The sequence below is a fragment of the Pseudomonas sp. GD04091 genome, assembly GCF_029836165.1.
GTDB lineage: Bacteria > Pseudomonadota > Gammaproteobacteria > Pseudomonadales > Pseudomonadaceae > Aquipseudomonas.
The window spans coordinates 52,519-74,833 of the sequence record NZ_JAOEBG010000002.1; the positions used below are offsets into that span (position 1 = coordinate 52,519).

23 protein-coding genes and 1 pseudogene are annotated in these 22,315 nt (G+C 64.8%); 12 read left to right on the forward strand and 12 right to left on the reverse strand.

Features of this window, described 5'->3' with window-relative positions:
• The first annotated feature begins 130 nt into the window (after positions 1–130).
• From aroQ to N7422_RS03195, 3 genes and pseudogenes are all read left to right on the forward strand, one after another.
• A complete protein-coding gene (gene aroQ / locus N7422_RS03185; RefSeq protein WP_279805152.1) occupies positions 131–580 on the forward strand; it encodes a type II 3-dehydroquinate dehydratase in 450 nt (149 codons plus the stop codon).
• On the forward strand, positions 577–1,422 hold the full coding sequence (locus N7422_RS03190; protein ID WP_279805153.1) for a shikimate dehydrogenase: 846 nt from the start codon (positions 577–579) through the stop codon (positions 1,420–1,422). The genes aroQ and N7422_RS03190 overlap by 4 nt, the downstream gene beginning before the upstream one ends.
• 93 nt (positions 1,423–1,515) lie before the next feature.
• Positions 1,516–1,605: pseudogene (locus N7422_RS03195) on the forward strand (GntR family transcriptional regulator); the annotation flags it as partial.
• 54 nt (positions 1,606–1,659) lie between these two features.
• On the opposite strand, the gene N7422_RS03200 reads toward N7422_RS03195, so the two are convergent.
• Together N7422_RS03200 and quiC are read right to left on the reverse strand one after the other, a co-directional pair.
• Positions 1,660–2,322, reverse strand: a complete 663-nt coding sequence (locus N7422_RS03200) for a TetR/AcrR family transcriptional regulator (RefSeq protein ID WP_279805154.1) — start codon at positions 2,320–2,322, stop codon at positions 1,660–1,662.
• A gap of 149 nt (positions 2,323–2,471) precedes the next feature.
• Positions 2,472–4,379, reverse strand: a complete 1,908-nt coding sequence (gene quiC / locus N7422_RS03205; protein WP_279805155.1) for a 3-dehydroshikimate dehydratase QuiC — start codon at positions 4,377–4,379, stop codon at positions 2,472–2,474.
• Positions 4,380–4,786: 407 nt separating this feature from the next.
• Here quiC and N7422_RS03210 point away from each other — a divergent pair, with 407 nt between their 5' ends.
• Positions 4,787–6,160, forward strand: coding sequence for an MFS transporter (locus tag N7422_RS03210; RefSeq protein ID WP_279805156.1), 1,374 nt, complete (start codon positions 4,787–4,789; stop codon positions 6,158–6,160).
• A gap of 116 nt (positions 6,161–6,276) precedes the next feature.
• Here N7422_RS03210 and N7422_RS03215 read toward each other — a convergent pair whose 3' ends face one another.
• Complete coding sequence (locus tag N7422_RS03215) at positions 6,277–7,188, reverse strand: LysR substrate-binding domain-containing protein (RefSeq protein ID WP_279805157.1); 912 nt, start codon at positions 7,186–7,188, stop codon at positions 6,277–6,279.
• A 95-nt stretch (positions 7,189–7,283) separates the two neighbouring features.
• Here N7422_RS03215 and N7422_RS03220 point away from each other — a divergent pair, with 95 nt between their 5' ends.
• From N7422_RS03220 to N7422_RS03240, 5 genes are all read left to right on the forward strand, one after another.
• A complete protein-coding gene (locus tag N7422_RS03220; protein WP_279805158.1) occupies positions 7,284–8,375 on the forward strand; it encodes a tartrate dehydrogenase in 1,092 nt (363 codons plus the stop codon).
• 258 nt (positions 8,376–8,633) lie between these two features.
• Positions 8,634–10,232, forward strand: coding sequence for a BCCT family transporter (locus N7422_RS03225; protein ID WP_279805159.1), 1,599 nt, complete (start codon positions 8,634–8,636; stop codon positions 10,230–10,232).
• Positions 10,233–10,377: 145 nt separating this feature from the next.
• Positions 10,378–11,499 (forward strand): ring-hydroxylating oxygenase subunit alpha, encoded by a 1,122-nt coding sequence (locus N7422_RS03230; RefSeq protein ID WP_279805160.1) that lies wholly within the window; start codon positions 10,378–10,380, stop codon positions 11,497–11,499.
• Between the two features lie 63 nt (positions 11,500–11,562).
• On the forward strand, positions 11,563–12,537 hold the full coding sequence (locus tag N7422_RS03235) for a PDR/VanB family oxidoreductase (RefSeq protein ID WP_279805161.1): 975 nt from the start codon (positions 11,563–11,565) through the stop codon (positions 12,535–12,537).
• A gap of 165 nt (positions 12,538–12,702) precedes the next feature.
• Complete coding sequence (locus N7422_RS03240; protein WP_279805162.1) at positions 12,703–13,863, forward strand: heparan-alpha-glucosaminide N-acetyltransferase domain-containing protein; 1,161 nt, start codon at positions 12,703–12,705, stop codon at positions 13,861–13,863.
• Positions 13,864–13,895: 32 nt separating this feature from the next.
• Here the strand turns inward: N7422_RS03240 and N7422_RS03245 are convergent, their stop codons facing one another.
• The 3 genes from N7422_RS03245 to N7422_RS03255 form a co-directional block, all read right to left on the reverse strand.
• Positions 13,896–14,216, reverse strand: a complete 321-nt coding sequence (locus tag N7422_RS03245) for a hypothetical protein (RefSeq protein ID WP_279805163.1) — start codon at positions 14,214–14,216, stop codon at positions 13,896–13,898.
• Positions 14,217–14,416: 200 nt separating this feature from the next.
• The gene (locus N7422_RS03250) at positions 14,417–15,502 is read right to left on the reverse strand and encodes a hypothetical protein (protein ID WP_279805164.1); all 1,086 of its coding nucleotides are present in this window, start codon (positions 15,500–15,502) and stop codon (positions 14,417–14,419) included.
• Between the two features lie 138 nt (positions 15,503–15,640).
• Positions 15,641–16,015, reverse strand: a complete 375-nt coding sequence (locus N7422_RS03255) for a GFA family protein (protein ID WP_279805165.1) — start codon at positions 16,013–16,015, stop codon at positions 15,641–15,643.
• 172 nt (positions 16,016–16,187) lie between these two features.
• On the opposite strand from N7422_RS03255, the gene N7422_RS03260 reads away from it, so the two are divergent.
• Positions 16,188–16,340, forward strand: a complete 153-nt coding sequence (locus N7422_RS03260; protein WP_279805166.1) for a hypothetical protein — start codon at positions 16,188–16,190, stop codon at positions 16,338–16,340.
• Between the two features lie 12 nt (positions 16,341–16,352).
• Here the strand turns inward: N7422_RS03260 and N7422_RS03265 are convergent, their stop codons facing one another.
• Genes N7422_RS03265 through N7422_RS03280 form a run of 4 tightly spaced genes read right to left on the reverse strand, consistent with a single transcriptional unit; the run spans position 16,353 to position 18,992 of the window.
• Entirely contained in the window at positions 16,353–17,399 is a 1,047-nt protein-coding gene (locus N7422_RS03265) for a DUF1615 domain-containing protein (RefSeq protein ID WP_347815259.1), read from the reverse strand.
• A 32-nt stretch (positions 17,400–17,431) separates the two neighbouring features.
• The gene (locus N7422_RS03270) at positions 17,432–17,983 is read right to left on the reverse strand and encodes a hydrolase (RefSeq protein ID WP_279805167.1); all 552 of its coding nucleotides are present in this window, start codon (positions 17,981–17,983) and stop codon (positions 17,432–17,434) included.
• 57 nt (positions 17,984–18,040) lie between these two features.
• Positions 18,041–18,760 carry an alpha/beta fold hydrolase gene (locus N7422_RS03275; RefSeq protein WP_279805168.1) on the reverse strand — a complete coding sequence of 240 codons (720 nt, stop codon included), beginning with the start codon at positions 18,758–18,760 and terminating at the stop codon, positions 18,041–18,043.
• A 10-nt stretch (positions 18,761–18,770) separates the two neighbouring features.
• Positions 18,771–18,992 (reverse strand): MbtH family protein, encoded by a 222-nt coding sequence (locus N7422_RS03280; RefSeq protein WP_279805169.1) that lies wholly within the window; start codon positions 18,990–18,992, stop codon positions 18,771–18,773.
• Positions 18,993–19,149: 157 nt separating this feature from the next.
• Here N7422_RS03280 and N7422_RS03285 point away from each other — a divergent pair, with 157 nt between their 5' ends.
• Positions 19,150–19,767, forward strand: coding sequence for a LysE family transporter (locus tag N7422_RS03285; protein ID WP_279805170.1), 618 nt, complete (start codon positions 19,150–19,152; stop codon positions 19,765–19,767).
• A gap of 3 nt (positions 19,768–19,770) precedes the next feature.
• Here the strand turns inward: N7422_RS03285 and N7422_RS03290 are convergent, their stop codons facing one another.
• Positions 19,771–20,166, reverse strand: a complete 396-nt coding sequence (locus N7422_RS03290) for a hypothetical protein (protein ID WP_279805171.1) — start codon at positions 20,164–20,166, stop codon at positions 19,771–19,773.
• 62 nt (positions 20,167–20,228) lie between these two features.
• Here N7422_RS03290 and N7422_RS03295 point away from each other — a divergent pair, with 62 nt between their 5' ends.
• Positions 20,229–20,888 carry a nicotinamidase gene (locus N7422_RS03295; RefSeq protein ID WP_279805172.1) on the forward strand — a complete coding sequence of 220 codons (660 nt, stop codon included), beginning with the start codon at positions 20,229–20,231 and terminating at the stop codon, positions 20,886–20,888.
• 24 nt (positions 20,889–20,912) lie between these two features.
• Here the strand turns inward: N7422_RS03295 and N7422_RS03300 are convergent, their stop codons facing one another.
• Complete coding sequence (locus N7422_RS03300; RefSeq protein ID WP_279805173.1) at positions 20,913–22,304, reverse strand: FAD-dependent oxidoreductase; 1,392 nt, start codon at positions 22,302–22,304, stop codon at positions 20,913–20,915.
• Positions 22,305–22,315: the final 11 nt, after the last annotated feature.

A 22,315-nucleotide genomic window follows, 5' to 3' on the forward strand; every position in this document is an offset into this window, starting at 1 on the left:
AGCTGTCCCCCAGGGGTACTGGGGAATGGCCGTCCGATAATCGCCCGTTTTCCGGCAACCGTCATTTGACGAAACTAACCAGGTAGTACAAATATCAGGACATCCAAAAACAACAAAGCGACGCCCCGCCATGACACCCCGAATCCTCGTGCTCAACGGCCCCAACCTCAACCTGTTGGGAAGCCGCGAACCCACCCAGTACGGCCACGAAACCCTTGCCGACCTCGCCAACCTGTGCGCCAGCAGCGCCCGCGAACTGGGGCTGGAGCTGGAGTTCCGCCAGACCAACCACGAAGGCGAGCTGCTCGACTGGATTCATGCCGCCCGTGGGCGCTGCCACGGCATCCTGATCAACCCCGCCGCCTGGACCCATACCTCGGTGGCCATCCGCGACGCGCTGGTGGCCGCCGAACTGCCCGTGATCGAGGTACACCTGTCCAACGTGCACAAGCGCGAACCGTTTCGCCACTTGTCGTTCGTCTCGAGCATCGCTGTCGGCGTGATCTGCGGCCTGGGCAGCCAGGGCTATGCCATGGCTCTGCGGCACTTCAGCCAGCGGCTCAAGGAGCAGGCGCCATGAGCACCCAGAGCATCCTTGCCGGCCTGATCGGCCGTGGCATCCAGGCCTCACGCACGCCCGCGCTGCACGAGCGCGAAGGCGACGCCCAGGCGCTGCGCTACCTGTACCGGCTGATCGACGCCGATCGGCTGGGCCTGGACGACGACGCCCTGCCCCAGTTGCTCGAGGCGGCCGAGCGCACCGGCTTCACCGGGCTCAACATCACCTTCCCGTTCAAGCAGGCGATCCTGCCGTTGCTCGACGAACTGTCGGACGAGGCCCGTGGCATCGGTGCGGTGAATACCGTGGTGCTGCGCGATGGGCGGCGGATCGGCCACAACACCGACTGCCTGGGCTTTGCCGAAGGCCTGCGCCGGGGTCTGCCGGGTGTCCCCCAGCGCCTGGTGGTGCAACTGGGCGCGGGCGGCGCCGGTTCGGCGGTGGCCCATGCGCTGCTCGCCGAGGGGGTCGAGCGCCTGCTGCTGTTCGAGGTGGACCCGGCGCGCGGCCAGGCCCTGGTGCACAACCTCACGCAGCGTTTCGGCGCCGGCCGCGCCATGCTTGGCGGCGACCTCGCTGGCGCAGTGGCCGAGGCCGACGGCTTGGTCAACACCACCCCGGTGGGCATGGCCAAGCTGCCAGGCCTGCCGTTGCCGGCCGAGCTGCTGCATGCCCGCTTGTGGGTGGCGGAAATCATCTATTTCCCGCTGGAAACCGAACTGCTGCGAAAGGCCCGTGCGCTAGGCTGCCGTACGCTCGATGGCGGCACCATGGCGGTGTTCCAGGCGGTGAAGGCATTCGAGCTGTTCAGCGGACGCCCGGCCGATGCCGAGCGCATGCAGGCGCATTTCGCCAGTCTCTAGCGAGACTGCGGCTCATCGCGCAGTGTGGGGCCGGGCATCGCTGCGCTAGGCCCCAGTCGCCGGCCAGCCATTGCCAGGCGGCTTCGCCTGGTCCCTGCCGAACAGGTCTCGGCCGCCGACACCTTCCAACTGCGCTACGCTCTGGAACGCTTCGTCGCTGGCCCGGCGGCCCTGGCGTTGACCGAGGCGATGGCCAGGGAGCTGCGCGCCGAGGTGGTGTTCGCCGGTTGAACGGCGTCAGGCCTTGATGTAGCGCATCACCGCCTCGCAGATCATCGCCTTGTGACGCTGCTTGATCTGCTCGTCGGCCAGGTCGATCTGGAAGATGTCGCCGAAGGTGTGGCGGTTGGAGACGCGGTAGAAGCAGAACGAGCTCATCAGCATGTGCAGATCGATCACTTCGATACCGGGGCGGAACACGCCCTGCGCCACGCCACGGGCAAGGATCTTGCCCAGTGCCTCGAGCACCAGGCTGCTCATCTCGCGGATCGCCGGCGACTGCTTGACGTACTCGCCGTAATGGATGTTTTCGGTGCAGACGATGCGCACGAAGTCGACGTTGTGGTCGTGGTGGTCGAAGGTGAACTCCACCAGGCGCTGGATTGCCTGCTCGGGCGTCAGGGACTCGAGGTCCAGGCTGTGCTCGGTCTTGCGGATATCGCCGTAGAGCTTGACCAGGCACTCGACGTACAGCTGCTCCTTGCTGCCGAAGTAGTAGTAGATCATGCGCTTGGAGGTGGCGGTGCGTTCGGCGATGGCGTCGACCCGGGCGCCGGCCAGCCCCTGCTGGACGAACTCGGTGATGGCGGCCTGGAGGATGTTCTCGCGGGTCTTTTCCGGGTTGTTCTTGCGCGACTTGCGCAGCCCTTCGACTTCAGGCTTGGCTACCGAATCACTCATACCGACTCACAGGCTCGTTGTAGGAATCCGAGCGATTATCCGTGAGCCGGGCGGTGCAGGGAAGCACGCGGTTGATCGAGCGATCAGGTCTCAGGACCCTTTCGCGGGTAATACCGCGAAAGGGCCAGAGCAGGCAATCCCCACTTTCACTACAACACCACCTTGCGGCCCGCCCCGCTGCGCGCCTTGGCCATCGCCGCCAACCGTACCGCCACGTTGGCCGCGCCATACCCGGAATAACCACCCTGGCGCTGCAGGATCTCGAAGAAAAACCGCCCTTCGAACGGCTCGGTATACACATGGAACAGCTCGCCGCCCTGGGCATCGCGGTCGTACAGCACGTTGTAGTACGCCAGTTCGCTCAGGAACTCGTCATCGAACTCGAAGCGCGCCGCCAGGTCGTCGTAGTAGTTCAGCGGGATCTCCAGCAACGGCACCCCGGCCTCCTTGGCCCTTGCCACTTCGCGGAAGATGTCGTCGCAGGCGAAGGCGACATGGTGCACGCCAGAGCCGCGATAGCTGTCCAGGGCATGGGCGATGGCGGTGTTGCGATTTTCCGAGATATTCAGCGGCAGCCGCAGGGTCCCGCAGGGGCTGCGCAAGGCACGGCTCTTGACCAGGCCATAGGGGTCGGGCAGCACCACCTCGTCATCGGCGGTGAAGTCGAACACGCTCTTGTAGAACAGCACCCAGCTGTCCAGGGTCTCGGCCGGCAGCGCCAGGGCCATGTGGTCGATACGCTTCAGGCCACCGCTGACGCGGACCGCGGGGTCCAGGCAGAAATCGGTGTGGTAGATGCTCTGGCCGCTGCCGTCGGGCTCCACCAGGTACAGCAGGCTGCCGTCCGGCGCGCGCACCGCCGGGATCTCGCGCTCGTTGGGACCGACCAGTCCACGGAACGGCTGGCCACGGTAGGCGGTGGCCCGTTGCAGGGCGGCCTGGCCATCGTTCACCCGCAACGCCGTGGCGCACAGCGACGGACCGTGGGCCTCGAAGAAATGGTGGGCGAAGGAGTATGGCTCGGCATTGAGCACGATGTTGATATCGCCCTGGCGCAGCAGGCGCACCGCCTTGCTGCGATGCTCGCCGGCCTCGGCGAAGCCCAGGCGCTTGAGCCACCCGCCAAGGCGGGCGCCAACCGCCTCGTCGACGGCGAACTCGAGAAACTCCACCCCCTCGTAGGCGCTGGCGACCGGCGGCGCGAACAGCACGCCCGGCTCGACGGCCCGCGCCTCACGCTCGAGCTGGCGCCGGGTCTTTTCCTCCAGGTACAGCAGCGAGCGCAACCCATCGGCGGCGTTCTGCCTGGGCGGTGCGGCACGGAAGCCATCGTTGAAGACCTCCAGCGACAGCGGCCCGCGATAGCCGGTGGCGAGAATCGGCGCCAGAAAACCCGCCAGGTCCATTTCGCCTTGCCCTGGGAAGCAGCGGAAATGCCGGCTCCACTCCAGCACGTCCATGGCCAGGATCGGCGCATCGGCCATCTGCACGAAGAAGATCTTCTCGCCAGGGATGTCGCGGATGGCGCTGGGGTCGCCGTTGAGCGACAGGGTATGGAAGCTGTCGAGGATCACCCCCAGCGCCGGGTGGTCGGCCTGGCGCACCAGGTTCCAGACCTGCTGCCAGGTGTTGACGTGACGACCCCAGGCCAGGGCCTCGTAGCCGATGCGCAGGCCCCGGTCACCGGCGTGTTCGGCGAGCAGGCGCAAATCGTCCAGCAACAGTTGTTCGTCGCCGAGGGCATCAGGCTGCACGTTGCTGCACGCCAGCACCAGGTCGGTGCCCAGTTCCTGCATCAGGTCGAACTTGCGTTCGGCACGGTCGAGGTTCTTGTGCAGCCGGTCGCGGCGACAGCCCTCGAAATCGCGGAACGGCTGGAACAGGGTGATGGCGATACCCAGGTCCGCGCACATCTGGCGAATCTCGCGGGGACTGCCGGCGTGGTAAAGCAGGTCGTTCTCGAAGATCTCCACGCCATCGAAACCCGCGGCGGCGATGGCTTCGAGTTTTTCCGGCAGAGTGCCGCTGAGAGACACGGTGGCAATCGAGCGCTGCATGGCGAAGTTCCTTGTTGTTGTGGGGCCGGCCCGACAGCATCTGTCTGGCACGATCGATTATTCGCAGGTAAAGTCGCCCGGGCAACGCACTTTGTACGGAACAGTTAGTTTTCGTTCGATTACCGCACAATACCGATTTCAGCGAATTGATTCACCCACCCCCGTGAACAACCATGAACGCCAGTCGCAGGCCCGCCGGCCCTTCTCGCTGCCACGCCGGTCGTTCGGCGGGCCCTGCGCTGCAATACCCAACGTCACCACATAATAAGTTCAAGAAAACGGGTACCGACCTATGCACACCTTGCTCGCCCTGCGATCCGCACCGCCTCGTTCGTCTTCTCCACACAGCCTTCGCGTGCCCTGCGCACGCTGACCATCCGGCCCCTGACAAGAACAACGGAGACAACATGGCCCGCTCAAGCTCACAAGCCAAGAAAGCCACCGCCAGCGGATGGATCGGCTCTGCCCTCGAGTACTACGACTTCTTCATCTACGCCCAGGCCGCGGCGTTGATCTTCCCGCAGATCTTCTTCCCGTCAGCCGACCCGAAGATGGCCATCATCGCCTCGCTGGCCACCTACGGCGTGGGCTACCTGGCACGCCCGGTCGGCGCCTTCGTGCTCGGTCACTGGGGCGACACCCGCGGACGCAAGAACGTGCTGCTGCTGTGCATGTTCCTGATGGGCCTGTCGACCATGGCCGTGGGCCTGCTGCCCACCTACCACGACATCGGCCTGCTGGCGCCGGCGCTGCTGGTGGTGCTGCGCCTGGTCCAGGGCTTCGCCGTGGCTGGCGAGATCTCCGGGGCCAGCTCGATGATCATGGAGCATGCGCCGTTCGGCCGTCGCGGCTACTACGCCAGCTTCACGCTGCAAGGCGTGCAGGCCGGCCAGGTGATGGCCGCGGCGGTGTTCCTGCCACTGGCCTACTTCATGCCCAGCGAAGCCTTCAACGAGTGGGGCTGGCGCATTCCGTTCCTGATGAGCGCCGTGGTGCTGATCGCCGGCTTCATCATCCGCAAGGAGGTGCACGAGACCCCGGCCTTCGTCCAGGAAGAAAAACAGGACAAGGTCGCCAAGTCGCCGATCAGCGAAGCCTTCCGCCACAGCTGGAAACACATGGTGCTGGTGATGTTCATGGCGCTGATGAACGTGATCCCGGTGGTCGCCACCATCTTCGGCGCGGCCTACGCGGTGCAGCCGGCCTACGGCATCGGCTTCGACAAGAGCGTGTACCTGTGGATCCCGGTGGTGGGCAACATCGTCGCGGTGCTGGTGATTCCCTTCGTCGGCAACCTCTCGGACAGGATCGGTCGCCGCCCGACCATGATCGCCGGCTGTCTGGGCTCGGGCCTGCTGGCGTTCGTCTACCTGTACGCGATCAGCATCCAGAACGTGCCACTGGCCTTCGCCGCGTCGATCGTCATGTGGGGCATGGTCTACCAGGGCTACAACGCGGTGTTCCCAAGCTTCTACCCGGAGCTGTTCCAGACCCGCTACCGCGTATCGGCCATGGCTATCGCGCAGAACATCGGCACCATGCTCACCGCCATGCTCCCGGCGCTGTTCGCCGCCGTGGCGCCACCGGGGTCGGAGCATATCTGGCTGGTGGTCGGTGGGCTGGCGTTCCTGGTCACCTGTGTGTGCGCGTTCGCCGCGTACCTTGCGCCGGAGACTCATCGACTGGCCATGGAGGACCTGGGCAACCCGCAGGCCCGGCCGATGGAGCGTGAAGCCTATGAGGCCAGCCGCAAGGGCAACCTGAAAGCGTTCGGCCACTGAGACCCTCGGGCCGCTTTGCGGCCCATCGCTGGCAAGCCAGCTCCCACACTGACTGCAGCGCTGTACCCGTGGGAGCCGGCTTGCCGGCGAAAGGGCCGTGAAAACAGCCCCAGCGCTCAGTCAGGCAACCGATACCGCTCGGCGAAATACTGCCGGAAGAACTCCACCGCCACCCGCACCTTGGCCGAGCCCGCCAGCGGCGCGGTATACACCGCCCAGATGTCCGCCGCCTGCTGGTAGTCCGGCAACACCTGCACCAGCCGCCCATCGGCGATGCTGTCGTGCACGTCCCACCACGAACGCAGCAGAACCCCCCGGCCATCCAGGCACCATTGATGCGCCACCTCGCCATGATTGCTCGACAGAGGCCCGGTCACCCGCACACTTTCCTCGCCTTGCGGTCCTTCGAGATGCCATAGCCCGAACGGATGGTCGCGCTCCTTGATCACCAGGCAGTCATGGCTGGCCAGGTCCGCCAGCGCCCGTGGCGTGCCGTGTTCGGCCAGGTAAGAGGGCGCCGCGCACAGCACCCGGCGGTTGCGCGCCAGCGGCTTGGCGATCAGGTGCGGGGCGATGACGTTGCCAACGCGGATATCCAGGTCCACCCCTTCGGCAATCAGGTCCACCAGGCGATCGTGCACGTCCAGGCGGATGTCCAGGCGCGGGTAGCGCGCCGCCAGCTCCGACAGGGCCGGCGCGACGAAACGCCGGCCAAGGCCCAGGCTGCTGGCGATACGCAGCTGGCCGGCAGGCTCGCGCTGGCCGGCGTTGAGGTCATCGTCCATGCGCTGCAGGGTCTCGAAGATCTGCTGTGCCCACTGGTACACCCGTTCGCCCTCCTCGCTCACCGTGACGCGTCGGGTGGTGCGGTGCAGCAGACGCACGCCGAGGCTGTCCTCCAGCAAGCGGATGCGCTTGCTGACGAACGCCGCCGACATGCCGCGCTCGTCGGCGACCGCGGCGAAGCTGGCGCGGCGGGCCACCTGCAGGAAGATATCGAGGTCATCCAAGTTTGGCAGATTATTCACGCTTCGTGCACCAAGAATTGATGAATTGCCGGATTATCTCCGAAGCACAGCCTTATAGCATGACTCGTATCTTTCCCGGACACGAGATGCGTACCATGACCAAGACCTTCAGAATCGCCGCCATCCCCGGTGACGGCATCGGCAACGAAGTCCTCCCCGAAGGCCTGCGCGTGGTCGAGGCCGCCGCGCGCAAACATGGCCTGGATCTGGAGTTCCAGTTCTTCGAATGGGCCAGCTGCGACTACTACCTGGCCCACGGCAAGATGATGCCCGATGACTGGTTCGACCAGCTCAAAGGCTTCGATGCCCTGTACTTCGGCGCCGTCGGCTGGCCGGACAAGGTCCCGGACCACATTTCGCTGTGGGGCTCGCTGCTCAAGTTCCGCCGCGACTTCGACCAGTACGTGAACATCCGCCCGGTGCGCCTGTTCCCCGGCGTGCCCTGCCCTCTGGCGAACAAGCAGCCTGGCGACATCGACTTCGTGGTGATCCGCGAAAACACCGAAGGCGAGTACTCGTCCCTGGGCGGACGCATGTTCGAAGGCACCGACAACGAGTTCGTGCTGCAGGAGTCGGTGTTCACCCGCCGTGGCGTGGACCGCATCCTCAAGTACGCCTTCGACGTGGCCCAGACCCGCGAGCGCAAGCACCTCACCTCGGCGACCAAGTCCAACGGCATGGCCGTGAGCATGCCCTACTGGGACGAGCGTACCGCCGCCATGGCCGCCCACTATCCCGAGATCAGCTGGGACAAGCAGCACATCGACATCCTCTGCGCACGCTTCGTGCTGCAACCGGAGCGCTTCGACGTGGTGGTGGCCTCCAACCTGTTCGGCGACATCCTGTCGGACCTGGGCCCGGCCTGCGCCGGCACCATCGGCATCGCGCCATCGGCCAACCTCAACCCCGAGCGCAAGTTCCCGTCGCTGTTCGAACCGGTGCACGGCTCGGCGCCGGACATCTACGGCAAGAACATCGCCAACCCGATCGCGATGATCTGGTCCGGCGCGCTGATGCTCGAGTTCCTCGGCCAGGCCGGCAACGACGTCCGCTACCAGGCGGCCCACGACGACATCCTCAAGGCCATCGAGACGGTGATCGCCAATGGCGACACCACCCGCGACATGGGCGGCAGCCGCTCGACCCAGGAAGTGGGCAAGGCCATCGCCGAGCTGCTTGGGGCCTGATTCGGCGGCGCCTGCTTCGCGGGTGAACCCGCTCCCACAGGATTGATGCAAAACCCTGTGGGAGCGGAGTTAGCCGCGAAGAGGGCAACACCAGTCATCCAGATTGTCCGACGATTCTATTGCTACCCAAGCCGATTCAATGCAGAATCTGTAAACCAAAAGATTCGTGTTATCCAATAGTTAACAAAAAGGAACAACCAACCCGATACGCCCAACGCCTGACGCCTACTACAAAAAAAATGCACCAGGAGACAATTGATGTCCCCCGATAACAAAAAGATCGATGTGTTCCTGATCGCCGTGAGCCTGTTCGCCGTGCTGCTCACCGTGATCGGCCTCGCTGCCTTTCCCGCCCAGGCGCAAACCCTGGCCAACCAGCTGTTCGAACTGTCCACCCGCACCTTCGGCACCAGCGTCCAGGTGCTGGTCTTCGGCAGCTCGCTGGCCGTGCTTTACCTGGCTTTCAGCAAGTACGGCAACATCCGCCTGGGTGCCGGCAAGCCGGAATACTCCACCGCCACCTGGGTGTTCATGTTCATCTGCGCCGGCATGGGGTCCTCGACCCTGTACTGGGGCGTGATGGAATGGGCCTACTACTATCAAACCCCGGGCCTGAACATCGAGCCGATGTCGGCCAAGGCGCTGGAGTACAGCGTCAGCTACTCGTTCTTCCACTGGGGCATCAGCGCCTGGTCGATCTACGCCCTGGCCTCGCTGGCCATGGCCTATCACTTCCATGTGCGCAAGAAGAGCGGACTGAACCTGGCCTCGATCATCGAAGCGGTGACCGGTTTCAAGGCCACCGGTCCAGTGGGTCGCGCCGTCGACCTGATCTTCCTGCTGACCATGATGGGCGCGCTGACCGTGTCGCTGGCCCTGACCGCCTCGACCCTGACCCGTGGCCTGTCCGACCTGGCCGGCACCCCCAACACCTTCACCGTGCAGTTGCTGGTGATCGGCGCGGTGGCGCTGCTGTTCTCGCTGAGCTCGTACATCGGCATCGACGGCGGCCTGCAGCGCCTGTCGAAGATGGTCTGCATCGGTGCGCTGGTGTTCGCTGCCATCGTCCTGCTGGTCGGCCCGACCCAATTCACCCTGAACAACACCGCCAACTCCATCGGCCTGATGCTGCAGCACTACGTGCAGATGAGCCTGTTCACCGACCCGGCCGGCGACGGCGCCTTCACCCGCAACTGGACGGTGTTCTACTGGCTGTGGTGGGTCTCCTACGCCCCGGGCGTGGCGATGTTCGTCGCCCGCGTATCCCGTGGCCGACTGATCAAGGAAGTGGTGTTCGCCCTGCTGCTGGGCGGCAGCTTCGGTTGCTGGTTCTTCTTCGGCGCGCTGGAAAGCTACAGCATGCACCAGTTCATCAATGGCCAGATCGACGTGCCCAAGCTGCTCGGCACGCTGGGCGGCGAAGCGGCGGTGACCGACCTGCTGCTGGCCCTGCCGTGGGGCACGCTGTTCCTGGCGGCCTACCTGTTCATCATGGCGGTGTTCTGCGCCTCGCACATGGATGCCGCCGCCTACGCCGTGGCCGCCACCAGCACCCGCAACCTGCGCGAAGGCGAGGACCCGAGCCCGACCCTGCGCCTGTTCTGGTGCGTGGTGCTGACCCTGGTGCCGCTGGCCATGCTCTTCGCCAAGGCCTCGCTGTCGACCATGAAGACTGCCGTGGTGCTGACCGCGATCCCGTTCATGGTGATCCTGCTGGTGAAGATCTACGGCTTCTTCAAGTGGCTGGCGGCCGACTACGGCCAAGTACCGGCGTACCGCATCGAGGAAGAGGCCACGCGCCTGGCGGGTGAGGAGCCGCAAGCGCACGCGCCACGCAGCGCGGCGGCGGTGCACTGACGTGACATGACGTGGGAGTGGCCCAGGGCCTGCCATCGCTATCGCGGGGCAAGCCCGCTCCCACGCCTGCAGACCTGCGACAAATTTTTTTGCCCAAGCTGTTAACCAACAGATACGCGTTAACCAATAAGAACCGAGATAAGCCATGAACGATTTCAAACGCCTGCCCGCCGACTTCTGCGCCAACCCCGAGGAAGCCTTCACCCTCCCGGCCAAGTTCTACACCCAGGCCGCGGTGTTCGAGCACGAGAAGGAAGCGATCTTCGCCCGCAGCTGGATCTGCGTCGGCCACCGTAGCGAGGTCGCCGAGAAGAACGCCTACATCACCCGCCAGGTGATCGGCGAAAGCATCATCGTCGTGCGTGGCCGCGACGACGTGCTGCGCGCCTTCTACAACGTCTGCCCGCACCGTGGCCACCAGTTGCTCGAAGGCAGCGGCAAGGCCAAGAACGTGATCACCTGCCCGTACCATGCCTGGACCTTCAAGCTCGACGGCGAGCTGGCGCACGCGCGCAATTGCGAGAACGTCGCCAACTTCGACAAGGACAACTCCACCCTGGTCCAGTTGCGCGTCGAAGAGTACGCCGGTTTCATCTTCATCAACATGGACAATGACGCAGGCCCGGTGGAGGAGCAGCTGCCCGGCATGCAGAAGCGCATGCGCGAGGCCTGCGCGGTGATCGACGACCTGCACCTGGCCGCGCGCTTCGTCAGCGACACCCCGGCCAACTGGAAATCGATCGTCGACAACTACCTCGAGTGCTACCACTGCGCCCCGGCGCACCCCGGCTTCTCCGACTCGGTGGACGTCGGCCAGTACAGCCACAGCCTGCATGGCAACTGGACCCTGCAATACGGTCTGGCCAAGCCGTCGGAGCAATCGTTCACCTTCGACGAATCGGTGAAGGACCCGTCCTTCGCCGGCTTCTGGGCCTGGCCGTGCACCATGTTCAACGTGCCGCCGGGAGCCAACTTCATGACCGTGATCTACGAGTTCCCGGTCGATGCCGAAACCACCCTGCAGCACTACGACATCTACTTCCTCAACAAGGACATCACCGAGGAACAGCAGAAGCTGATCGACTGGTACCGCGAAGTGTTCCGCCCCGAGGACCTGCGTCTGGTCGAGAGCGTGCAGAAGGGCCTGAAGTCCCGCGGCTACCGTGGCCAGGGACGGATCATGGTCGACGCCCAGCGCAGTGGCGTGAGCGAGCACGGCATCGCCCACTTCCACAACCTGATCGCCGTCGCCCACCTGGACGACTGACCGCTCCCGTTCGTTGTTCGCCCTGCGCCGGGCCGGCGCGGGGCTTCGTTGTCGAGGTAAGCCATGGCCAAGCAATACGAAATGTTCAAGGTGCGGGTGACCGGTGTGGAACAGGCCACGCCGCAGATCAAACGCTTCACCCTGGCCCGCGTCGACGGCGCCGCCCTGCCCGCCTTCACCGGTGGCAGCCATGTGATCGTGCAGATGCAGTCAGCCTGCGGCAGCCAGTTCAGCAACGCCTACTCGCTGATGAGCGACCCGCGCCAGTTGCACAGCTACCAGATCGGCGTGCGCCTGGAGGAGCAGTCCAAAGGCGGCTCGGCGTACATGCACAAACAGGTCGAAGTAGGCAGCGAGCTGACCATCTCCACGCCCAACAACCTGTTCGCGCTCGACCCGCGTGCCGGGCGCCATGTGCTGATCGCCGGTGGCATCGGCATCACGCCGTTCCTCGCCCAGTTGCACGAACTCGAAGACGGCGCCACGCCGTACGAGCTGCATTACGCCTTCCGCGCCCCTGAGCACGGTGCTTTCCAGGCCGACCTGGAAAACGGGCCTCACGCCGACAGCACCTGTTTCTATATCGACAGCCTGGATCGCAAGCTTGATCTCGCCGCCCTGTTCGCAGGCCTGGCCGTCGACGCCCATCTGTACGTGTGCGGCCCCAAGCCACTGATCGACGCGGTGATCGCCACGGCCGCAGCAATGGGCATCGATGAATCGCGGGTGCACTGGGAGCAGTTCGCCGCCGCCGCGCCGGCCGCCGGTTCCGCCTTCACCGTGGTATTGGCGCGCTCCGGTACCGAGCTCGAGGTCGAGGAAGGCATGACCATTCTGCAGGCCATCGAGAAGTCCAAGGCTGCCAAGGTCGAGTGCCTGTGCCGCGAAGGTGTGTGCGGCACCTGCGAGACGGCGATCCTCGAGGGTGAGGCGGAGCATTTCGACCAGTACCTGAGCGACGAGGAGAAAGCTTCGCAGCAGACCATGATGCTGTGCGTCTCGCGGGCGCGCTCGGCGCGGCTGGTGCTGGATCTCTGATGCGAAATCGATCGGGGCGCCAATCGCCCCTTTCGCCGGCAAGCCCAGTGGAAAGCGACAGCGCAGTCGAATCGGCCAGTGGGGATCATCGAGCTATCCAGGTGCGAATCAATCGTTATAGGATAACGTTTCACTCCGTATCCATTCCTGTCGCGACCTCTCTCGATGACCACCGCCTCCCCCATTCTTTCAAGCCAACGCCTGCAAAGCATCGACGCCCTGCGCGGTCTGGTGATCCTGTTCATGCTCCTGGACCACGTCCGCGAAACCTTCTTCCTGCACCGCCAGGTCAGCGACCCGATGACCATCGACGCCACCGAACCGAGCCTGTTCGCCAGCCGCACCCTGGCGCACCTGTGCGCGCCGGTGTTCGTGCTGCTCACCGGCCTGTCCGCCTGGCTCTACGGCGAAAAGCACCAGGGCCGTGGCGACGTTTCGGCATTTCTGTTCAAGCGCGGCCTGGTCCTGGTGGTCCTGGAATTCACCCTGGTCAACTTCGCCTGGACCTTCCAATTGCCACCGAGCGTGATCTACCTGCAGGTGATCTGGGCCATCGGCCTGAGCATGATCGCTCTGTCGCTTCTGGTCTGGCTGCCGCGCTCGGTGCTACTCGCCGTGGGCGCGCTGATCGTCGCCGGGCACAACCTGCTCGACGGTCTGCACTTCGGACAGGCGTCAGCGCTGCATGTGCCCTGGGCGATCCTGCATGACCGTGGCTGGCTGGAAGTATCCGATACCCTGCGCCTGCGCACGTCCTACCCGGTACTGCCCTGGATCGGCGTGATCGTCCTCGGCTATGGGCTCGGCCCCTGGTTCGGCCGCCGCAGCAACGCCGGTCAGCGCCAGCGGCGATTGCTGCTGGGCGGTGCGGCACTGCTGCTCGGTTTCGTCGTCCTGCGCCTGCTCAACGGCTATGGCGAGGCCCCTTGGAGCAGTTACCCGACCGTCAGCCGGAGCTTGATGAGCTTTTTCAACATCACCAAGTATCCGCCGTCACTGCTGTTCCTGGCGCTCACCCTGGGCTGGGGCCTGCTGTTGCTGCGCGGCTTCGAACGTGCCGGCGACGCGCGCTGGATCCGCCTGCTGGCGGTGTTCGGCGCCGCGCCGATGTTCTTCTACCTGCTGCATCTCTACGTGCTGAAGCTGTTGTACCTGGCGGGCGCCACGCTGTTCGGCCTCAACCAAGGCAGCTATTTCGGCTTCGACGGTATTGGTGGGGTCTGGCTGGTCGCCGCGTCACTGGTCGTCGCGCTGTACCTGCCTGTGCATTGGTTCGCTCGGCTGAAGGCGCGCCGCCGCGATATCGCCTGGCTCAAGTACCTGTAAGACGGTCGGGCGCGAGGACCGCGCCCGCGCAGTCAGGCCGGGAGTTGTTCCGGCGACAGCTTCCAGTCTCGCAATTCCTGTGGGGTCAGGCTGGCCAGCACCTGCATGAAGGTTTCCGTGAGTTCACTGCTGACATTGCCGTGCACCTTGTAGTTGCTCAGCAGGTAGCGCTTCACGGTGTCCGGCCAGTTGTTCGCCAGGTGAGCGGCAATGATGATGCCCTTGGCGTCCTGGTAGTTGGCGGCGGGCTTGACCTGGGTCAGCCGGCGCTCGAACTGGGCGAAATTCCATTCATCGTCACGTGCCTCGAATTCGTCCAGCAGTTTCACCTTGTACAACGCAAGCTCTGGCATGCGCGTTCTCCTTTGTCATTGAGGGAGGGAAGACGGTAGAAGAATGCGCCGAGGTTGGAAATGAACGTGTTGTTGAGAATGACCTGGCAAGTCTGGATGTGTCTGACGGGATCACATTCATCACTGGCAAAGTGCTTCGTTCGACGCAAGCAAGGGCCCGGAAAACCGGGCCCCCATACCGTGACCCGCCACGGAACAAGTCAGTCGAACGGACGGGTGTCCATCTGCATGCCGTTTTTAACGTCCCTGATCAACGCCGTCAGCGTGTTTTTGAAACTGATGGCGGCATCGACATAAGTCTTCTCTCGGGTTTTGGCCATCAACACGCCGTCCACCATGAAGAAGAGTTTTTCCTCCTTCTCATTGCAGTAGCCATTGCCCAGATCGACCCTGATGATGTTGGGCATCTCCCAATCGCGCTCGAGTGCGCACGCAGTATTGTTCTGCCCCTCGGCCTTCTCCGCCAGGCTGGCGCGAACGTCGTCGTACTTGGCATCGACGATATCCTTGAGCAAGCCGGGTTTCAGGAAAACGCTGTCATGGTTGGCCAACTCGAAATAGAAATACGCTCGCCCCTCCGTGCCCTCGTCAGCGGCAAAGAACTCCAGTTGCGGCTTGGTGTACGGGACAATGTTGTGCTTGAGGCAGTTGTTCAAGTCGATGTAGATGCCATATTTCACGCCACCGTAAAAATGGGCATTGCAATAGAATCGCTCCATCAGGCAGTGGTATTTGCACAGCACCTTTTCGATCTCGAACGCCTTCTCCTCTTTGTCGTAGGAAAATTCAAATGCGGATTTGTCGACAAGGCCGACGTCGGACAGCAAGCTGGAGACGGCATCAGCAAAATAACAATGCCAGTAGTTATGGAGATCGATCTCATCAGGCTTCAAGCCCGATAACGCCTTGTACCTTGCATCAAATCGAGCGTCGATATCCGCCAACTTCACCGCTTCTCGCTTGTCCCGCTTGAACTGACTCTTGAGGCGCAACAGGTGATTGTTGATCGGCCGATACTGAGTTCTGGTGACGTCGCTCGAATCGCCGCCCATCCGCAGGAAGCAATGGATGCAGTAGTAGTCCAGCAGCGAGGCCATCGAGTTCAGCACCGTGTCCGTCAGCGCCTGGTTCACCGTTTCACTGTACGCAGTGGCCTGCCCCTTCTTCAGGGTCTCGTCCAACACCTGGGACTGTGCTTGTTCCTTGGCATCCCAGAGCAGGTTCAGCTTTTTCAGCTGGTACTCGATGTTGGTTTCCACTTGCTGCATCAACACATGTTTATCCATTGTCCAAATTCCCTTTCAATCATCGTTGTGGTTTGACGTGCCCATCTTGGGCGAGTGCATCACGGCTTGAAGCATCAGCGGATGCGAGCACGGGACGTTGGCAAATCGACGGCGACATATCCAGCCCTGACCGACCAATCAACACTCCATCTGCCACCAGCTAGGGCGGCCATCGGCAAAGGAATGCGAAGAAGGACGCAAGGCAAGCGCGTCGAGGCTGTCGAAACAACCAAGCAGCAATCCGACGGTAGGTGCATTGTCGATGGCCCCCAGCGAGCTGCCGCAGGATGGGCAGAATGCGCGGCAGGAATCTTCGGAAGATCGGTACAGGCTTGGCATCCCGCCCTCCCCGACCCAGCTCACGGCTGCCTTGTCGAACTCGACCCAGCACAGCGTCAGGCTGCCACTGTGGCGCTGGCACTGAGAGCACGAGCAGGTGTGGGGAAAACGTGGCTCGCCTGTGGCGACGAAGCGAATGCGGCCGCACAGGCAGCCACCCTGGTAGGTGTTCATGGTTACCCTTCCTTCAGCCCGTGAGGATGAGGACGATAGCCAGGCGGGGTCAGCACGAGGGTAAAAAAGTGTTACGCCGTGTGGCTCATTGGCCTGCGGTGGCTGCCAACCACGTTGCAGCGCTGTAGAGTGCGCGCCCTGGCCGAAACAACGTAACGATGGAAACCTGTTGATGCATAAAGTGATTCAGTTCTTCGTGGTGGTCGTGGCCGCCATGCTCATCGGCATCGCCTGCGACCAGTACGAGGTCAACCGCTACCTGAAATGGCTGCTGATGGCCCTGCCGGCCCTGGTCTGGGCGCGGCTGCGCAGCCAGGCCAGGTAGCCGCGCCAGCGCTCAACGCCGCATGCAGCGCTGGTAGCGTTCATCCACCCGCCCGGCGAACCAGGCCGTGGTCAGCTTGCGGGTGATCTTCGGGCTCTTCAGTTCGATGCCCGGCAGCACCGCCCGTGGCAACACCTTGCCCGCCTTGGCTTCGGCCAGGGCGAACACGCCGCGATACAGCTCGGTCTCTTCGAGTGTCAGGCTATTCTCCTGCTCCAGCTGCGCACGGATCTGCGAATTGCGCAGCCCAAGCTGACGCCCCAGCTGGCGCGCCGCCCGCTCGGTGGTCCCCGGCAGGATCGCACCCGGGGCGATCAGGTCGCCGTCCAGCGCCAGCGGCGCTCCCGTCACACGACTGAGCGCAGCCTGGAACGCGGCATTGCGGCTGGCGTACCAGCCGGCGTTGAAATCGGCGAAGCGGTACAGCGGCCGCTGATAATGCGTCGGATAACCCAGCAGGTGGGCGATGCCGAAGTACATCCCGCCACGGCGGCTGAAGACCTCCTGGCGAACCGTGCCCTGATGTGCGTAGGGATAGTCAGTGGCATGCCGCTCGGCGAAATCGACACTGACCTGCATCGGCCCGCCGGTATGTACCGGGTTCAGGCCCCCGAGCAGCGTGCGCCCCATGGGCAGGCCAGCGATGAAATCGTCGTACAGGGCACTGAGCTGCTTCTCGCTGCGCACCGCCAGCAGCCGTTGCTGGTAGGTCTGGCCGTTGCCGGAGGGCGTGCGCAAGGCGCCATCGACCAGCAGTTGCGGGATATGCAGGCGCGAGGCCCGGCGGTCGATCTCGCCCCGGGCGATACGCCCCAGGTTGGGCACCTGCGGATCGGCATTGAAGGTCGACTCCTGCTCGGTCACCGCCAGCACCGCGCACAGGTTGCTCTTGCTCGCTTCGATGCGCTGCGTCTGGAACGCCACCTGAATGTCCGTGGCCCAGCCCTGGCGATCCTTGACCTGGGCTGGCAGCAGACGCATGAGCTGGGCGCGGACCTTGGCCGGATCAGCCTCCGGCACCTCGTCGCGACGCCCGGCGCAGCCCTGCAGCACGGCCAGGCACAGCAGCCCGACCGCCAGCAGCCGCCCGTTCAGGGCTGTTCACCGACCAGGTAGGTCTTGCTGATCTGGCGGAACAGCGGGTGGCTGGAGCTGCCCAGCAACTCGAACAGCACCATTTCGCGGGTCACCACCTGCGCGCCGGCATCACGCATGCGCGCCAGGCCCGCCGCCTTGCTGGCCGGAGTGCGGCTGTCACAGGCATCCTCGACGACCAATACCTGCTTGCCCTGGGCCAGCAGCCCAAGCACGGTCTGCAACACGCAGACGTGGGTCTCCATGCCACAGACGATCACTTGCCGGCGCCCCAGCAAGCTGGCTGGCAGGCACTCGGCGGCCACGCAGGAGAAATGCAGCTTTTCGACGATTTCAGCCGACGGCGACGCGGCCTTGAGTTCGGCCAGCGTGTGGCCAAGGCCCTTGGGATACTGCTCGGAGATGACCGTGGGCAAGCCCAGCTCGCTGGTGGCGGCCAGCAACCAGCGCGCGCGGGCGCGGGTGCCTTCGGGGTCGCTCATGGCGCCGATGAGCTTTTCCTGGATATCGACGACCAGCAACGTGGCCTGGCGGGGATCGATCAGCATTGTCAGCCTCTTGCCTGGAAAAAGGCCTAGCCTCCCCCAGGCAAGGGATGACGTCAATCAGGCGGACAGCCGATGCGGCTCGAGGGACGCACCGAGCACCCCGAGCAACCGGTCCTCATGCTCATGGATGAAGAAGTGGCCACCGGGGAACAGTTGCAGGGAGAAATCGCCCAGCGTCTCTCGGCGCCAGGCCTGCAGTTGCTCCTGCGTGGCACGATCGCTTTCGCCACCGAGCACATGCAGCGGACAGCGCAGCGGTGCGCGCTGCCGATAGGCGTAGCGCCCGCAAAGGAGAAAGTCGGCACGCAGCACCGGCAAGGTCAGGCTCATCAATTCTTCGTTGGCGAGCACTTCCTCGGGAGTGCCTTGCAGCGTACGCAGTTCGTCGATCAGCTCGACATCGCTCTTGGGGTCACGCCAGTTGCCACGCTCGTAGTCCTCGCGCCGGGTCGGCGCGGCGGTACCGCTGGCGAACAGCGCCACCGGCGGCGGGCAACCGAGCGCCTGCAGTTCATGGGCCAGCTCGAAGGCGAGCAAGGCCCCGAGGCTGTGGCCCAGCAATGCATACGGCGTCGAGGTGGCCAGGCGCTGCTCGGCGGCCAATTGCCGGGCCAGCGCCTGCATGTCGGTCTGCAGCGGCTCGCCCAATCGCGCGCCGCGCCCGGGCAGCTCCACCGGCCGTACCTGCAGCCAGGCCGGCAGCTTGCGTCGCCAGCGGCTGTAGACCATGGCACTGGCCCCGGAATACGGCAGGCACAGCAGGTTCAGTGTCGACACTGCCCCGGCCTCACTGCGCCACGGTTTCGGCCATCTTCTGGCGCAGGCTCAGCGGGCGCATGTCGGTCCACACCTCGTCGATGTAGGCCAGGCAGTCCTTTTTCAGGCCGCTCTTGCCGACGGCGCGCCAGCCGTTGGGGATCGCCTTGTAATCAGGCCAGATGGAATACTGTTCTTCGTGGTTGACCACTACCTGGAACTGGATGTCGTCGCGGTCGAAAACGGAAGTCATTGCCTGTCTCCTTGAATGATGAAGGCCGAACGCGCCAGGCGCAGGGCGGCTTCCAAGAGAACGAAGGATGACGGCGGAAAATTAGTGGCCCATCGCACTTTGCAAGCGACCGGGATGGTGGCATATATCCTGTTTCGCCCCTTCCAGGAGATTTCCCATGCTCGGCGTGACCGACTACGGCGCATTCGTGATCGCGTTCCTCATCCTCCTGGCGATTCCCGGCCCCGGCAACTTCGCCCTGATCACCGCCACCGGCAAAGGCGGAATCAAGGGCGGCCTGGCGGCGACCTTCGGGGTGATTCTCGGTGACCAGGTACTGATGTGGCTGGCCGTGGCGGGTGTCGCCACGCTGCTGGCCACCTACCCGACCGCCTTCCATGTGGTGCAGTGGGCCGGCGCCGCCTACCTGGCCTGGCTCGGCCTGCGCATGGTGCTCAGCAAACCCGGAGGCGCGCCGCGAGACAGCCGTATGGCCAGCGGGCACTACCTGCGCCAGACCATGATGATCACCCTGCTCAACCCCAAGGCGATCATGTTCTACATGGCGTTCTTCCCCCTGTTCATCGACCCGGTGCGTCACCAGGGCGTGGTGACCTTCGCCTTCATGGCGCTGACCGTGGCCGGGCTGACCCTGCTCTACGGGCTGATCGCCGTGCTGCTCACCCACCGCCTGGCCGAGCGCATGCGCGCCAGCCCGCGCATCGCCAACCTGCTCGAGCGCCTGGCTGGGGCCTGCCTGGTAGGATTCGGCATCAAGCTGGCGGCGATGCGCTGATGTTCAGGCGTCGCGCAGCAGGTCGTGGGCATCGAGCAGGCGGAAGGCCACCTGCGGGTTGCGCTCCAGGCCACGGCGAATCGCGGCCGGGATCGCCTGGCGGGTCTTGCGGCACAGGCCGGGCTGGGCGTCCAGCTCGATGACGATGCCGCGCATGGTGCGTACTTCGTTGAAGCCTGGGCTGATGCGCACACGGATGCCCAGCTGCTCGTAAAGGCGCAGTTGCAGGCGCTGGAGGTCTTCCAGGTCGCGAAGGTTTTCCAGGCGGGCGACCAGACGCTTTTCTTCTTCGCGCGTCAGCAGCAGAATGCGCCGCTCCAGCCCGTCGGCCAGGCGTTCACGGCCGCAATCGCAGGCGCCCGGGGGGCATGGGTGGCGTAGAGGGGGTTGGCTGGTCATGGGGCAAGGATAGTCGTTCAACACATGAAACATACAGACATTGCAGCCGAGGATTCCCGCCAATGAACATCGCCAGTTTCGACGTCGATGCGCAGAACGGTTTCACCGCCAACGCGCCTCGAGAGCTGCCCGTGCCGGGTGGCAACGAGATCGTGCCAGCCCTGAACGCCATGGCCCGGCGCGCCTCGCTGCGCCTGGGCAGCAAGGATGCCCACCCGGCCAACGCGGCCTGGAGCGTCGCCGAAACGCAGCAGATGCTCCAGCCCTTGCCACTGGCCAATGCCGACCTGACCTGGGTCAGCCATTGCGTGCCGGGGACGCCCGGCTTCGAGCTGCTGCCCGGGCTGCCCGCCCCGATCGACTACGACTACTTCGTCTGGAAAGGCGTGGAGCCCGACCTGCACCCGTATGGTGCCTGCTACCACGACCTGGCCGAGCGCCGCTCCACCGGCGTCATCGAGTACCTGAAGGTGCATCAGGTCCAGGCGATCATCGTCGGTGGCCTGGCACTCGACTATTGCGTGCGCACCACCGCCCTGCAACTGCGCCGCGCCGGGTTCGACGTGCTGCTGTACCTGCCGGCCTGCCGCGCGCTGAGCGCCGAAGGCGCCCAGGCGGCCTGTTCGGCATTGGAGGCGGCTGGCGTACAGCTGTGCCGTGACGAGCAGGCACTCGACGCGCGGCTACAGGCGCTCGTCGCAGGCAGCCAGGTATCGGCGTGACCGACGGCGTCGGCCGGGGCGCTCTCAGCCCTTGTCCGCCTTGCCCGCCGCCGCCGCGAACTTCGCCAGCCGCACGTCCAGCCGCCGCGGCCGCACCCCGCGGTCCTCGGCCCGCTCCTTGCGGCGGATGGCGTTGCGCACCATCAGCGAACCCAGGTAGCGGATCGGCTCCGGCGGGAACTGCCCCAGCGGCCCCTTGACCAACGGCGAGCGGGTCCAGGGGTTGTCCAGCCCCAGCGCCAGCGACGCCAGGATCTGCCCGCCCATATGGCACGGCCCCACCCCGCTGCCGGAATAGCCGAAGCCGTAAAACACATTGCCCTGTCCATCCAGTCGGCCAAAGAACGGCAGGCCGGTCACCGAGCGATCGGAAGGCCCGTTCCAGCTCGCCGCCAGCGGTACCTCGGCCAGCGCCGGGAAGAACTCGGCCAGGCTGTCGCGCAACAACGGCTGGTACGGCGACGGCTGGTCGAACACCGGCAGCATGCGCCCGCCATAGGCGAAGGTGTTGCCGCCCTTGCCCAGCATCAGCCGGCCATCGGAGGTGTTGTGGTAGTAATGCACGAAGATCCGCGAGTCGAGCACGCTGACGCCGCTGTCCAGGCCGATCTGGCGCAGCAGTTGCGGGCACGGCTCGGTGATCACCATGTCGCTGGAGACGATCGCCACGCTGCGCTCGAACTGCGGGAAGGCCCTGGCCATCCAGGCGTTCAGGCCCAGCACCACGCGGTCGGCGCGAATGCTGCCGGCGCGGGTGCGTACCTGCACCGGGCTGCCATGCTCCAGTCCGGTCATCGCCGTGCCTTCGTGGATGCGCACGCCGCGCTGCAGGGCGACCCGGCGCAAGCCTCGCACCAGCCGCCCTGGCTGAACCGTGGCGGCGGCCGGTGAGTACCAGCCCTCCAGATGGCGCTCGGAGCCGGCCAGGCGCTGCAGCTGCTCCAGCGGCAAGCGTTGGAACGAGTTGATGCCCTTGTGTTCCAGCGCGGCGATCACCGCATCGGTGCCGCCGAGCTGGGCCCGGTTGGTGGCGGTGTACAAGGTGCCGTCCATGCGGTAGTCGCATCGGATGCCGTTGGCCTCGCAGAACTGGCCGATGGCCGCGATGCTGCGCTCGGACTCCTGCACCAGGCGCACCGCCTCGGCCACCCCGAACAGCCGCTCCAGGGTGAAGTACTTGGCCGACCACGACAGCGCGCAGCCACCGTTGCGCCCGCTGGCCCCGGCCCCGCAGATGTCCGCCTCGATCAGCAGTACATCCAGCTGGGGCGCCTGCTCCTTGAGCATCAGGGCGGTCCACAGCCCGGTGTAGCCCCCGCCGACGATGCACACGTCGCAACGGGCATCGCCAACCAGCGGTGGACACAACGCTTCATCTTCCTGCTCGAGGGCCTGTTGCAGCCAGAAGGGTCTCATCTGCTCGCTTT